The organism is Comamonas sp. C11 (assembly GCF_024496285.1).
GTDB classification, from domain to species: Bacteria; Pseudomonadota; Gammaproteobacteria; order Burkholderiales; family Burkholderiaceae_C; genus Comamonas; species Comamonas testosteroni_F.
In genome coordinates this window covers 1071001-1084871 of sequence record NZ_CP101743.1, presented here as the reverse complement: position 1 = coordinate 1084871, position 13871 = coordinate 1071001, and the positions used below count along the sequence as shown (strand labels likewise).

At 61.7% G+C, this 13871-nt stretch carries 11 protein-coding genes and 2 tRNA genes; 9 read left to right on the top strand and 4 right to left on the bottom strand.

All coding sequences use genetic code 11. The annotated features are described in order from the left end of the window. The first annotated feature begins 4 nt into the window (after positions 1 to 4). Positions 5 to 328 carry a hypothetical protein gene (locus NOX35_RS04970; RefSeq protein WP_256495925.1) on the top strand — a complete coding sequence of 108 codons (324 nt, stop codon included), beginning with the start codon at positions 5 to 7 and terminating at the stop codon, positions 326 to 328. Position 329: 1 nt separating this feature from the next. On the opposite strand, the gene NOX35_RS04965 is transcribed toward NOX35_RS04970, so the two are convergent. After that, on the bottom strand, positions 330 to 1586 hold the full coding sequence (locus NOX35_RS04965; RefSeq protein WP_182285807.1) for a methyl-accepting chemotaxis protein: 1257 nt from the start codon (positions 1584 to 1586) through the stop codon (positions 330 to 332). Between the two features lie 226 nt (positions 1587 to 1812). Between NOX35_RS04965 and NOX35_RS04960 the strand changes: the two genes are divergently transcribed. From NOX35_RS04960 to NOX35_RS04940, 5 genes are all read left to right on the top strand, one after another. After that, positions 1813 to 2481, top strand: a complete 669-nt coding sequence (locus tag NOX35_RS04960; RefSeq protein WP_003073892.1) for a site-2 protease family protein — start codon at positions 1813 to 1815, stop codon at positions 2479 to 2481. A 42-nt stretch (positions 2482 to 2523) separates the two neighbouring features. Continuing rightward, positions 2524 to 3825: a tryptophan--tRNA ligase gene (locus NOX35_RS04955; RefSeq protein ID WP_182285806.1), complete on the top strand. Its 1302-nt coding sequence runs from the start codon at positions 2524 to 2526 to the stop codon at positions 3823 to 3825. Positions 3826 to 3904: 79 nt separating this feature from the next. Further along, positions 3905 to 4615 (top strand): response regulator transcription factor, encoded by a 711-nt coding sequence (locus tag NOX35_RS04950; protein ID WP_256495923.1) that lies wholly within the window; start codon positions 3905 to 3907, stop codon positions 4613 to 4615. A 74-nt stretch (positions 4616 to 4689) separates the two neighbouring features. After that, entirely contained in the window at positions 4690 to 6396 is a 1707-nt protein-coding gene (locus tag NOX35_RS04945) for a FecR domain-containing protein (protein WP_256495922.1), read from the top strand. A 116-nt stretch (positions 6397 to 6512) separates the two neighbouring features. Next, the gene (locus NOX35_RS04940; RefSeq protein ID WP_256495921.1) at positions 6513 to 8858 is read left to right on the top strand and encodes a CHASE2 and HATPase_c domain-containing protein; all 2346 of its coding nucleotides are present in this window, start codon (positions 6513 to 6515) and stop codon (positions 8856 to 8858) included. A 53-nt stretch (positions 8859 to 8911) separates the two neighbouring features. Here NOX35_RS04940 and NOX35_RS04935 read toward each other — a convergent pair. The 3 genes from NOX35_RS04935 to hrcA all read right to left on the bottom strand — a co-directional run bounded on the left by NOX35_RS04935 (position 8912) and on the right by hrcA (position 10241). Next, positions 8912 to 8988: transfer RNA gene (locus NOX35_RS04935), tRNA-Arg, on the bottom strand. Between the two features lie 116 nt (positions 8989 to 9104). Next, positions 9105 to 9181: transfer RNA gene (locus tag NOX35_RS04930), tRNA-Ile, on the bottom strand. 52 nt (positions 9182 to 9233) lie between these two features. Next, the gene (gene hrcA / locus NOX35_RS04925) at positions 9234 to 10241 is read right to left on the bottom strand and encodes a heat-inducible transcriptional repressor HrcA (protein ID WP_182285794.1); all 1008 of its coding nucleotides are present in this window, start codon (positions 10239 to 10241) and stop codon (positions 9234 to 9236) included. Between the two features lie 29 nt (positions 10242 to 10270). Here hrcA and NOX35_RS04920 point away from each other — a divergent pair, with 29 nt between their 5' ends. From NOX35_RS04920 to rapZ, 3 genes are read left to right on the top strand one after another with little or no spacing between them, the layout of a single operon-like run. Continuing rightward, entirely contained in the window at positions 10271 to 11170 is a 900-nt protein-coding gene (locus tag NOX35_RS04920; RefSeq protein ID WP_256495919.1) for an NAD kinase, read from the top strand. Positions 11171 to 11172: 2 nt separating this feature from the next. Further along, positions 11173 to 12930, top strand: a complete 1758-nt coding sequence (gene recN, locus NOX35_RS04915; RefSeq protein WP_182285792.1) for a DNA repair protein RecN — start codon at positions 11173 to 11175, stop codon at positions 12928 to 12930. A 4-nt stretch (positions 12931 to 12934) separates the two neighbouring features. Further along, positions 12935 to 13858 carry an RNase adapter RapZ gene (gene rapZ / locus NOX35_RS04910; RefSeq protein WP_182285791.1) on the top strand — a complete coding sequence of 308 codons (924 nt, stop codon included), beginning with the start codon at positions 12935 to 12937 and terminating at the stop codon, positions 13856 to 13858. Positions 13859 to 13871 lie beyond the last annotated feature (13 nt).

Here is a 13871-nt window from a genome sequence, read left to right as displayed (position 1 = left end):
CCTCATGCAAGAAGAGCAGCGACCGCAAGACTTTGTTCAGCGCCACTGGCCCTGGCTCATCGTCTCTTTGTGCGCTTGCTCTTTGGTCGTGGCGCTGGCGTTTCGGCAGACATCCCAGCTATGGACGGTCTATGCCCTCGCCACCCTCTGGACGGCTTGGACGATTCTGGCTTATGCCAGAGGCAAGTCATTCCATGTCTCGCCAGGACTGTCGGCACAGGCGGATGACTCCATACTGCGCCGCAGAGTCCTGCTGGGAACGGCTATCTGCCTCCATTTCGGCTTTACCGTCGCAGCCATTTACGGCCATCTGCACGAAATTCGCTGAATCAAAGCTCTTCATAGGCCAGCTCGCGGGCACGAGCTGGACGCGCCTGAGCGGCCCCAACTCCGCGCGGAGCCGGCATGGCAGCAGGAGCCAGACCAGGCGACTCATCGTCATCGAGTTTGAAGGCCCCCACCGCCTGCTGCAGATCCTGTGTGCGCGCATTGAGCGCAGCAGCGGCTTGCGTGGCCTGCATGACCAGGGCCGCATTTTCCTGATTGGTGCTGTCCATGTGAGCCACGGCCGTATTCACATGGGCGATGCCCTCGCTTTGCTGCTGCAGCGCCCCGGAGATTTCGCTCAGCAGACCTGTGACCTGACCCACGGACTGCATGATTTCCTTCATGGTGCTGCCGGCCTGGCCCACCAGGCCAGAGCCGCTTTCCACCTGAGTCACGCTGGCCGTGATCAGCTCCTTGATCTGTTTGGCTGCTTCGGCACTGCGCTGCGCCAGCGAGCGCACCTCGCTGGCCACCACGGCAAAGCCACGCCCCTGCTCTCCGGCGCGGGCCGCTTCCACGGCCGCATTGAGGGCCAGGATATTGGTCTGGAAGGCGATGCCTTCAATGACCTGAATGATGTCCACAATCTTGCGCGAGCTGCCGCTGATGGCATCCATGGTGTGAACGACCTGGTCCACCACATTACCGCCACGTCCGGCCGTGGCCGATGCAGCGACCGCCAGAGAGCTGGCCGAGTGAGCGCGCTCTGCGTTCTGGCGCACGGTGACGGTGAGCTGCTCCATGCTGGCTGCGGTTTCGGTCAGCGCGCTGACCTGCTGCTCGGTGCGGCTGGAGAGGTTGATGTTGCCCGCATCGATTTCATAGGCCGAAACAGCCAGCGAATCGGTGGACTGCTTGATACGGCCCACCAGCTCGGTCAGCGTGTCTTCCATGGTGCTCAGCGCAGTCAGAAGACGGCCGAACTCGCCTTCGGCATTCGAAGAGAATTCCTTGCTCAAATCACCTGCCGCCACGGTCTCGGCAATCAGGATGGCTTCCTGCAAGGGAGCCACGATGCGGCGGCGCAGGCTGATCCAGGACCAGGTGCAGGAAATGCAGACCCAGGCACCCAGTGCCAGCAACCACCAGCGCGAACGCTCGACTTCCGCCATCAAGTTCTGCGACTGCTGCGCCGTGAGCGAGCCCGCCTTCAACACATCCAGCACATCAGACATCGCTGACCAGGCAATTCCCATCAAAGCCAGGACAAAAACACTGATGCTGACAAATGCAATCACCAGTCGCTTGCTTACCGTCATATTGATCCCCTTGCCCTGTCCTGCCGAACGCCGTGTTATGTATTGATTTCGTCAACCCGCACAAAACCTGTTCCGCTGTGCAGGCAGCAACCACGGATTTGCGCGAGTTGCATTTTGCAACATCTGGTTTACCACACAACTATGTGCAACCCGTATTTCTGCAACAGCAAACGGCTTGTCCCGGCACAAGACAGCAGCTTGGCGCGGCGTCTGAGACAATCAGTGCGTGGAACTCACCGAACTCATACAAACCGTACTGATTTACGCACTGCCCGTGCTGTTCGCCATCACCATCCATGAGGCGGCACACGGCTATGCTGCGCGTCACTTTGGCGACAACACGGCAGCCATGATGGGCCGCATCACGCTCAACCCCATCAAGCATATCGACCCTATCGGCACCATCTTGATGCCGCTGCTGCTGTATTTCGCTACCTCTGGCGCGTTTCTTTTCGGCTACGCCAAGCCCGTGCCCGTGCGCTTTGACCATCTGCGCCACCCCAAGCGCGACATGATCTGGGTAGCGCTGGCCGGTCCCGCCTCCAATTTCGTGCAGGCCGTTTTCTGGGGCCTGCTGCTGATCGTCTTGGTAGGCTCAGGTCTGCACGAGCGCTTCTTCCTCGAGATGTGCCGCGCCGGCATTCTGGTCAATCTGGTGATGTGGGCCTTCAATCTCTTTCCGCTGCCGCCTTTGGACGGCGGCCGCATTCTGGTCGGTCTGCTGCCCTGGAAGCAGGCGCAACTGGTGGCGCGTGTCGAGCCCTATGGCTTTTTCATTGTCATGGCACTGGTGATTGCCGGTGTGGTCGGCAGCTACTGGCTGCGCCCGTTGATGAGCCTGGGCTACTCGGCCATCGATTTGATCCTCTACCCCTTCATGGCCTTGCTGCGCTGAACCCCGCACCTGGTCTGCTACTGATATCTGTTGTTGATCCCTATGAGCACCACCCGTTTTCTGACCGGCATCACCCCCAGCGGCACCCCACACCTGGGCAACTACGCAGGCATGATGCGCCCCGCCATCGAAGCCAGTCGCGACAAGAATGTGGAGAACTTCTACTTTCTGGCCGACTACCACGCGCTCATCAAGTGCCAGGACCCCGAGCGCGTGCAGCGCTCGACCATCGAAATCGCCGCCAGTTGGCTGGCCGCCGGTCTCGACCCCGAGCATGTGACCTTCTACCGCCAGTCGGACATCCCCGAGATTCCGGAGCTGACCTGGTTCCTGACCTGCGTGACCGGCAAGGGCCTGCTCAACCGTGCCCACGCCTACAAGGCGGCGGTGGACAAGAACAACGCATCCGGCAGCGAACCTGACGACGGCGTGACCGCCGGTCTCTTCATGTATCCCGTGCTCATGGGTGCCGACATTCTGATCTTCAACGCCAACAAGGTTCCTGTGGGCCGCGATCAGGTGCAGCATCTGGAGATGGCGCGCGACATGGCGTCAAGCTTCAACCATATCTACGGCGGCGAGTACTTCACGCTGCCTGAGGCCGTGGTGGAGGAGTCTGTAGCCACCCTGCCCGGCCTTGACGGCCGCAAGATGAGCAAGAGCTACAACAACACGATTCCGCTGTTTGCGCCGCGTGAACAGCTCAGGAAGCTCATCAACAGCATCACCACCGACTCGCGCGCCCCCGGCGAGGCCAAGGAAGTCGAAGGCTCGGCACTATTCCAGATCTATCAGGGCTTTGCCAGCGAAGAGGAAAGCGCCGCCCTGCGCCAGCAATATGCCGAAGGCATTGCCTGGGGCGATGCCAAGCAGACACTGTTCGAGCGCATCGACCGTGAAATCGCCCCCATGCGCGAGCGCTATGAATACCTGATTGCCCACCCCGCAGAGCTGGAAGAGATTCTTCAGGCCGGTGCCGTCAAGGCACGCAAGCTGGCGACTCCTTTGCTGCAGCAGCTGCGCGGCGCCGTGGGCATCCGCAATCTGGCGCAGGCCAGCAAGGCCAAGACCAAGGCCGCCAAGACTGCACTGCCCCAGTTCAAGCAGTATCGCGAATCCGATGGCCAGTTCTACTTCAAACTGGTGGCCGCTGACGGTCAACTGCTGCTGCAAAGCCTGGGCTTTGCAGCCCCCAAGGAAGCGGGCCAGAACATTGCCCAGTTGCAGCGTGAAGGCGCGACGGCTCTGGCGGCCATCAAGCCGCGCCTGCAAATACTGGATGGTGTCAGCGATGATCTGGTGATCCAGGCTCTGGAACAACTGCGTGAGGCGGCCGAGCAATAGCTCCTCGCTGCCCGATGGACGCTGCCTCTGCACTCGCGAGGCAGCGCGGATTTAATCCTTCGCAATAAAGGAACTACCGATGCGCATTGCTGCCCTGGATGACGATCCACTACAACTGGAACTGTTGCAACAAGTCGCGACGGAAGCCGGGCACAGCTGTCACTCCTATCTCAAGGGGGCTGCCCTGCAGCAAGCCCTGCGCCGCGAAAGCTTCGATCTGCTGCTGATTGACTGGGAGCTGCCCGATGTCAAGGGACCCGATATCGTGCGCTGGGTGCGCGAGCAGATCAGCAAGGAAGTGCCGATCATCTTCGTGACCCACCGCAGCGAAGAGGCCGACATTGTCGAAGGCCTGGCCTGCGGCGCCGATGACTTCATGATCAAGCCCGTACGTGCGGGCGAGCTGCGTGCTCGCATCTCCGCTCTGCTGCGCCGCGCCTATCCGCTGACCGCACAAAGCGTGCTGAACTTCGGCCCCTACCGCTTTCTCACCACCACCAATGGCATAGAGATGGACGGCCAGCCCGTGGAGGTCACGCACCGTGAATACACGCTGGCACTGACGCTGTTCCAGAACCAGGGCCGCTTGCTCTCGCGCGATCATCTGCGCGAAGTCGTCTGGGGCCATAACGCCGAGGTGCAATCGCGCTCGCTGGACACCCATGTCTCGCGCCTGCGCAATCTGCTGAACCTGCGCGCTGGTCAGCCCTATGCCATTTCAGCCGTTTATGGCTATGGTTACCGCCTGGACGCCCCCGAAGCTGCGCAGCCCGCAGCCCCAGCTGCCTGAGTCCGGCAGCCCCCATAACCCCGCTTCCAAAAATGCCTGATTTACGTCAAAACCTCTTTTCCGTCCGCTCCCCCATGCCCATTCTGGGTGCAGGCATGCTGTGGGTGGCGTTTGGAGGGATGACGGCAACAGGTCTGGCCCATGCCCAGATCACGCCCCGCGGCAACGATGCCATTGCCCACCGCGTGGTGACTGGAGATACGCTGGAGATGCTGGCAGCACGCTATCTGGGCGACCACAAGCGCTGGACAGCGCTGCAAAGCCACAACAAGGTGGAAGACCCCTTGCGTCTGCGTCCCGGTTCGTTGCTGGAGATTCCCACGCGCCTGTTGCGCGCCGCAATGGCTTCGGTGGTGTTTGTGCAAGGCGATGTGCAAAGCACACGCTCTGTGAGCCATCTCGCAGACTCCGTCAACCCGCCACCTCAGCCCGTGCAAAAAGGCCAGCTGCTGCAGGAAGGCGATTCGCTCCAGGTTCCGGCCAATGCCTTTGTCTCCGTGCGTCTGGCAGATGGCTCACTGGTGCGCGTGCAGTCTGAATCCGATGTCGAGCTGCGCCAGATGCGCCGCAAAGGCCGAGCCGGCAGTCTGCAGTCCGTCATCGATTTGCGCGAGGGCACGATCGAAGCAAAAGTGTCCAGGCAGGCCAATGGCGAGCGCCGCTTCGAGGTGCGCACCCCGGCAGCCTCGACCAGCGTGCGCGGCACCCAGTTTCTGGTAATGAGCGATGACGAGGGCCGCACGGCTGCTGCCGTCGACGAAGGCTCGGTCGCCGTGCAAACGGGCCAGCCCTCAGCCTTGCTCAGGCCAGGTCAAGGTCTGTCCGTTTCCGCAAACGGTCAGATCGGCAGGCCCACAGCCATGCTGGGGGCTCCCGATATTGCAGCCTGGCCCGCTCTTGTCGAAGACGCCAACTGGGTCAGCCTGCCCCTGCCTGCCATGGCTGGTGCAGTGCGCTACCAAGTGCTGCTGGCTCAGGACAAGGATCTGACCCAGATCGTGCGCGGTGGCCTGTTCACACGGTCACCTGCACGCCTGACGGGTGTGGAAGACGGCAGCTACATTGCGGCCATTCGCGCCATCGACGCCAACGGCATTCCCGGCAAACGCAGCCTGCAAGCATTGCGCGTCAAGGCTCATCCGGTGCCGCCGCTCTATGCGTCTCCAGCACCTGAAGCCACCATCGGACAGGGCCAGCACGGCCTGCAATGCACCCAGGTGGCGGAAGCCTCGGCCTACCGCATCCAGGTGGCCACCGCCGACGGCAGCTTTGCCCAGCCGCTCATCGACGCCAGCGACCTCAAGGACTGTGCCCTGCCTGCCGAGGCGCTGGCCAAGCTGCCTGTCGGCGAATATATGTGGCGCGTAGGCAGCATCCGCAAGCTCGGCAACGGCCAGCCAGACGCGGGCCCCTTCGCAGCCCCGCAAAAGATGAAACTGGCCCTGGCACCCAAATCGCCCGAGCTGCAGATCGGCGGCGCGCCCGGCGAAGGCAGCAGCCATATTCACTGGGCAGGTGAAGAGGGTCAACGCTACCGTATCGTGGTGGCCAGCGACGCCGGTTTTACTGCGCCCCTGATCGACACCTGGATGACCCAGCCTCAGTGGAGCACGCAGGGCCTGCCTCCTGGCACCTACTATCTGCAGATGCAGGTCGAGGATGCCAACGGCCTGCGCAGCAATCTCTCCGTCGCACGCCAATTCCAGACCGGCAACTGGGTGACCTCGTCCGAGGGGCAGGCGCTGACTTCCGGCGACGGTTCACGCCTGATGCGCCAGTAAAAACCATAGCTGCCAGCGCCTGAATTCCATGAAGCTTCATAGGATTCATATCTTGATCGCTTATGTGGCAAGCGCTGGAAGCTACTGTTTTATGAGCTTCTCACCGAATCACCCACATGGCTGAAGCTCCCAACCTGCGTAAAAACCGCTTGCAGGACCTGCGCCTGAGCTGGCTGCTGCTCAGCGCTTTCCTGCTCGGCATGACCTGGTGGCTCAGCGGCCCGGGGCAGCTGGCACGTCTCAACGGCCTTATTCAGGACACCTCGGCCTGGCTGCACCAGCGCCCTGCCTCGCCCGATGTTGTCATCGTGGCCATCGACGATGACAGCATCGGCAGCATAGGCCGCTGGCCCTGGCGGCGTGCACTGCACGCCGCCGTGCTGGAGCGCATCACTCAAGGGCAGCCCCGCGCCATCGGCATGGACGTGGTCTTCAGCGAGGAAGACTGGGACTACCCCGGCGACGATCTGCTGCTGCAACGAGCACTGCAAAAAAGCGGCAATGTAGTGCTGCCCGTCACGCGCGCCGCGCAAAGCGCTGCCACCGCCCCTTTACAAAGCCTTGCCAGCGAGGCTGCTGCTCTGGGGCACACCCAGATGCCTGTGGATGCCGACGGTGTGGTGCGACGCTTTTATGCGCAGGAAGGCAAGGCCGGCCAGCTCTGGTGGCACATGGCGCTGAGCCTGCACTGCGTGGGCCAGACCACCCACCCCTGCCAACCATCTGTTTCGACTCCAGCAAACCCGGTTGCAGCCAACTCCTGGCAAAGGTTGCAGCCCCAGTTCATCGCTTTTGCCCGGGCTTCGCGGGACCGCCAGAACAGCCTGGGCTCGCCGTTCACCACCTACTCCTATATCGACATCCTGCGCGGCGATATCCCTGCAGTCGCTTTTCGCGGCAAATACGTGCTGATTGGAGCCACTGCCGCTGGTCTTGGCGAAAAATTCACAGCCCCCATCGGCTTTGATGCGCGCCTGATCTCGAATGTGGAAATGCTGGGCCATGTGCTCAACGGCATCCTTCAGGACACACATCTGGAGCCAGCCACTGCCACACTCAACCGCAGCCTCAATGTGCTGCCCGTGCTGCTGGGCCTGCTGGCCCTGGCCTGGCTCGGCCCTTCTGGCGGGCTGATTTCCAGCATTCTGCTGGCCTTGCTCAGTCTGTCGATAGCCGGTTTGGCGCCGCGTTGGGGTCATGTGCAGACAGCCCCCGCTGCGGCACTGCTGAGCCTGTCGCTTGCCTACCCGCTCTGGAGCTGGCTGCGTCTGCGCGCCGCCACACGCTTTCTGGCGCTGGAGCTGCGCGACCTGCAAGGCCAGGGCCTGCCCACGCCCTCGCTCAAGAGCGATGCACTCGATCAGCGGATCGGCGCTGTGGAGCATGCCTCGCGCCAGCTGCGCGCATTGCATCACTTCGTCAGCGAAAGCCTGCGCCAGTTGCCCTCGGCCACTTTTGTCTGCGACCGCGAAGGGCTGCTGCTGCTTGCCAACACGGCCGCGCACCGCTATATCGAAAGCCTGGGACACAAACTCCAGCAAGGTGACGATCTCGTCGCCCTGCTCCGCGGCGTGAGCAGCGCCGGCAGCGACGGCGGCCGCACTGCCAGCAGCACACCACTGCTCACGCACAGCGCATTGCAGCAAGCCACTCTCTCACACCAGAGCGAAGGGCGCGACACCCAGGGCCGCCATCTGATGCTGCTGAGCCAGAGCTTCGAGGCACCGCCCACCTCAGGCTGGCTCATCACCCTGGTCGATATCAGCGACCTGCGCAGTGCACAGGCGCAGCGCGATCAGGCCATGCAGTTCATCTCCCACGATATCCGTGCCCCGATAGGCTCCATCATCACCTTGCTGGAGATGCAGCGCACAGGCAAGCGCATCGAGTCGCAAGATGCACTGTTTGACCGCATTGAGGGCTATGCCCAGTCGTCTCTTCAGCTGGCAGACGATTTTGTGCATCTGGCCAGAGCCCAGCAGCAGCAATACCGCCACGAAGTCCTGGATCTGGGTCTGCTGGCGGATCAGGCCGTCTCGGATTGCTGGGCCCTTGCCCAGCAGCAGAACATGCAACTGGTATTCCAGCTGCCGGATGCCGAAGCCTGCGTACATGGCGATCCCGGTCTGCTGCACCGCGCCGTCATCAACCTGCTGAGCAATGCCATCAAATACGGCAAGCCACAGACTGGGGATGGCGGTGCCCAAGTGGAAGTCGCTGTTGTCGAGCAAGACAGCCAATGGGGCATCGCCGTGCGCGATCACGGCTCCGGCATGGACGAAGCATCGCTGGCCAGACTCAGCCAGCCGTTCGAGCGCCTGCAGCAACACCAGCGCATGGATGGCGTGGGCCTGGGCCTGGCCTTCACGCGTACCGTGGCACAGCGCCATGGCGGCAGTCTGCAGATAAGCAGCCAGCTGGGCCAAGGCAGCAGCTTCACCTTGCTGATACCCAAGGCCTGAGCCAAGAAACGAAAAAGCCTCAGAACTTTTCAGTTCTGAGGCTTGACGTTTTGTGGTGCGGCTGGCAGGAATCGAACCCACGACCCCTTGGTTCGTAGCCAAGTACTCTATCCAGCTGAGCTACAGCCGCAACAGGGTTGTATTCTAGCAGTGCAAAAACGGCTCTCGGACGAAATCGGCAACTTTTTCGCGCTCAGGCAAAGAAAAAGCCTGCCATCGATACAGACGGCAGGCTTTCATGCAGCTTGGTAGGGCGTGGCGGACTTGAACCGACGACCAAAGGATTATGAGTCCTCTGCTCTAACCAACTGAGCTAACGCCCCAACACTGACAACAGCCGTGGCTGCCACCAGAAAAACTTCGCCATTGTAGGGCCTAACGCTTGTGACTCAGAGCATTGCTCACCAGTTTGGACGTGATATCGACAATCTGGATCATCTTGTCGTAGTGCATGCGTGTGGGGCCAATCACCCCCAGAGTGCCTACCACCTTGCCGTCAAGCTCATAGGGAGCGCTTACTACAGACAAATCTTCAAACGGTACGGTCTGGCTCTCGCCGCCGATATAGATGCGCACGCCATCGGCCTGATTGGAGAAGTCCAGCAACCTAAGGATTTGCGTTTTCTGCTCGAACAGGTCGAAAGCACGACGCAGATTGCCCATATCGCTGGAAAAATCGCTCACGGACAGCAGATTGCGCTCACCGGCGATCACCACGTCCTCGCGATCATGGTTGCTCATGACCTCAGTGCCTACATTCACCGCCGCCTGCATGAGGCTGGCAACCTGGCCCCGCAATTGCTCCACCTCGGTTTGCAGCCGCGTGCGCACCTCCTCCATTGCCAGACCGGCGTAATGGTGATTGAGGAAATTCGAGGCTTCTATCAGTTGCGAGGACTCGTAGTCCACATCTGTGAAGATCACGCGGTTTTGCACATCGCCTTCGGGCGAGACGATGATGACCAGAAAGCGCCGCTCCGACAGGCGCACGAACTCGATATGCTTGAAGACGGAGCTGCGACGCGGCACCATGACCACACCCACGAACTGGGAGAGGTTGGACAGCAGATTGGCCGCATTGGCAATCACCTTCTGCGGCTGTTCAGGCATCAGGCCGGGCGTTACAAGATCGCAGCGGTCCACCGTCAGCATGGTGTCGACAAACAGGCGGTATCCCCTGGCTGTCGGCACGCGGCCTGCCGATGTGTGAGGGCTGATGATCAGACCCATCTCTTCCAGGTCGGCCATCACATTGCGTATGGTGGCAGGCGACAATTCAAGCCCGGATGCACGTGAAAGAGTGCGCGAGCCGACTGGTTGACCGTCAGCGATGTAACGCTCGATCAGCGCTTTGAGCAATAACTTGGCACGTTCGTCGAGCATGATTTCATTTTAATGATGTAATTTCCCAGATGACATCCACGTTCCACCATATTGCCCTGATCGGCAAGTACCACACACCCGCAGCAGGCGTTCCGTCCGATGCAGCCAGCGCAGCACTGCAACGGATTGCCGGTTATGTGCGCAGCATGGGTTGTGAGGTGATTCTGGATACCCAGTCCGCCATCTACGCGGGCCTGCCCGATTACCCGAGCATGGACGTGGACGGCCTGGGCAGGCATTGCGACCTCGGCCTGGTCGTGGGCGGAGACGGCACCATGCTGGGCGTGTGCCGCCATCTGGCGCGCTATGGCACACCGCTGGTCGGCATCAACCAGGGCCGCCTGGGGTTTGTCACCGATATCGCCCTGGATGAATTCGAAGCCTCCATCACGCCCATATTGCAGGGCGAGTACGAGGAAGACGAACGCACCCTGATGAATGCTCGCGTCATGCGCGACGGCCAGTGCGTTTTTGAAGCCCAGGCCATGAATGATGTGGTGGTCAACCGTGGCTCGACCTCGGGCATGGTGGAGCTGCGCATCGAGGTCGGCGGCAGCTTTGTCTCCAACCAGCGTGCGGACGGCTTGATCGTGGCCACCCCCACGGGCTCCACCGCCTATGCGCTCTCGGCCGGCGGTCCCATGCTGCACCCTTCGATTCCGGCCTGGGTGATGGTGCCCATCGCGCCGCACAACCTCTCCAACCGTCCCATCGTGCTCTCCGACGCCCAGGAAGTGACTATCGAGGTAGTGGGCGGCCGAGGCGACGCCAGCGCGAACTTCGACATGCAGTCCCTGAAATCGCTGCAGCATGGCGACCGCATCCTGGTGACGCGCGCCGATCACAGCGTGCACTTTCTGCACCCCAAGGGCTGGAATTACTTCGACACCCTGCGCAAAAAACTGGGCTGGAACGAGGGAGGCGTCTGACCATGGCCTTGAAGCGCATCGTCCTGCGGGACTTTGTGATTGTCCAGTCACTCGATCTGGACTGGCAGACCGGCTTCACGGTGCTTACCGGCGAAACCGGGGCCGGCAAATCCATCATGCTTGACGCTCTGCAACTGGTGCTGGGCGCACGAGCCGATGCACAGGTGGTGCGCGAAGGCTGCCCTCAGGCCGATATTTGCGCAGAGTTCGATTGCCCACCCCATCTTCATGAATGGCTGGAAGAGTCGGGTTTTGCACAGGAGCAGGATTTGCTGCTGCGCCGCGTCATCGACAGTCTGGGCCGCAGCCGCGCCTGGATCAACGGCTCTCCCGCCACGGCCACGCAGCTGCGCCATCTGGGCGATCAGCTGATCGATATTCACGGCCAGCATGCCTGGCAAAGCCTGACCCGCCCGGACGCAGCACGCGCCATGCTGGATACCTATGGCGGCATTGAAACGGCTCAGCTCAAATCGCTTTGGCTGGACTGGCGCCAGAACCATCAGGCACTGGAGCAGGCGCTCTCGGCCCAGGACAATCTGCAACGCGAACGGGAGCGCCTGCAATGGCAGATCTCCGAGCTGGACAAGCTGTCGCCGCGCGCCGAAGAGTGGGATGAGCTCAATGCCCAGCACACACGTCTGTCACACGCACAGACCTTGATGGACTCGGCCCAGTCCTGCCTGCAGCTGCTGGAGGATGACGATTCGGGAGCGGCCACCCCATTGGGCAGAGCCCACCACCTGCTGCAGGACCAGGAGCATCTTGAGCCTGAGTTTCAGAGCATTGCCGACGTACTGGGCTCCTGTGTGGCACAGCTGCACGATGCCCGTCACTCGCTGCAGGCCTATCTGCGCCGCGCCGATCTGGATCCCGAGCTGCTGGCCGATCTCGATGAACGCCTGTCGCTGTGGATGCAACTGGCGCGCCGCTACAAGCGCACGCCCGAGGACTTGCCCGCCCTGCTCGAAGGCTGGAAACAGGAGCTGCACCAGCTGGATGCTGCCGTCGACGTGGAGGGGCTGCGCGCCAAAGAGCAAGCCGCCCACCTCAGGTATCAGGCCGAGGCGCGAAAAATCTCGCAGCAGCGCACCCTGGCTGCACCACGCCTGTCACGCGCCATCACCCAGTCCATGCAAAGTCTGGGCATGAAGGGCGGCCGTTTCGAAGTGCAGCTGGAGCATGCCGATGCCGCCAGTCCTGCGGGCACGGACAGCATCACTTTTCTGGTTGCCGGTCATACCGGCGCCACACCCAAACCCGTTGCCAAGGTGGCATCGGGCGGCGAGTTGTCGCGCATCTCGCTGGCCATTGCCGTGACCACCAGCGAACTAGGCCAGGCCGGAACCCTGATTTTTGACGAGGTGGACTCCGGCGTGGGTGGAGCCGTGGCCGAAACCGTGGGCCGCCTCATGCACTCGCTCGGCGGCTCGCGCCAGGTGCTGGCCGTCACCCACCTGCCCCAGGTCGCTGCCTATGCAGACCAGCACTACCGGGTGACCAAGCGCCCCAAGTCCAACACCACCATCAGCAGCGTGGATCCACTGACTGGCGACGAGCGCGAGATGGAAATGGCCCGCATGCTGGGCGGCGAGCACCTGTCCGAAGCAACCATGGCCCATGCCAGAGAAATGCTGGCCATGGCAAGATTGCCTGCAAAGCAGGCCGCAAACAGCGCCCAGCGTCCATCGGGCACCCAGGCCCGAAGTGCCAAGGCCAGCAATACAGCACGCAAAAGCGGCAAAGTCAGAGGAGTTTGAAATCATGTCCATGGAGATTGTTCTGATCAGCGGCATGTCCGGATCGGGCAAATCCGTTGCGCTGCATGCGCTGGAGGATGCTGGCTACTACTGCGTCGACAACCTGCCCCCGGAGCTGCTGCAGTCCTTTGTGGAGCTCAAGCTCAATCATCAGGACGAGAAAGTGGCCATTGCCATGGATGCACGCAGCGCCAAGGGCCTGCCTCAGCTGCCTGAGCAGCTGCATCGCCTCAAAAAGCAGGGGCTGATGCCACGCATGATTTTTCTCGATGCCGACAGCAGCACTCTGATCAGGCGCTTTTCGGAAACCCGCAGGCGCCACCCCCTGTCTCCGGGCTCCCAGACGAACGAGCGCCAGGCACTGGAGCTCGACATCGAAAAGGAACGCGAGCTGCTGGGCCTGCTGCGCGACCGCTCCATCGTCATCGACACCGGCGACCTCAAGTCGGCGCAGCTGCAAAGCTATATCAAGCAGATCATCGAAGCGCCCACAGGGCAGATGACGCTGATGTTCCAGTCCTTTGGGTTCAAGCACAGCATGCCTACAGACTCTGACTATGTGTTTGATGTGCGCATGCTGCCCAATCCCTTCTACGACAAGGAACTGCGTGCCTTGACGGGCCTGGACAAGCCGGTTGCGGACTATCTGGGCGCCTTGCCCGAGGTGCAGCAGATGCAGCTGGATATACAGCAGTTCCTCGAACGCTGGCTGCCGATGCTGGCCAGAGACCACCGCAGCTATGTCACCGTGGGCATAGGCTGCACGGGTGGGCAGCACCGCTCGGTCTTTCTCGTCGAAGCTCTCGCCAGGCATTTCGAGAAGCAGTGGCCCACCGTCCGTCGCCACCGCTCTCTGGATTTCCGCGACAAATTCATCCAGGTTTCTCAGCAGTTTCTGGCCCCGGACGCCATCCATCCGATCAGCTGACCCGCATGCTCAG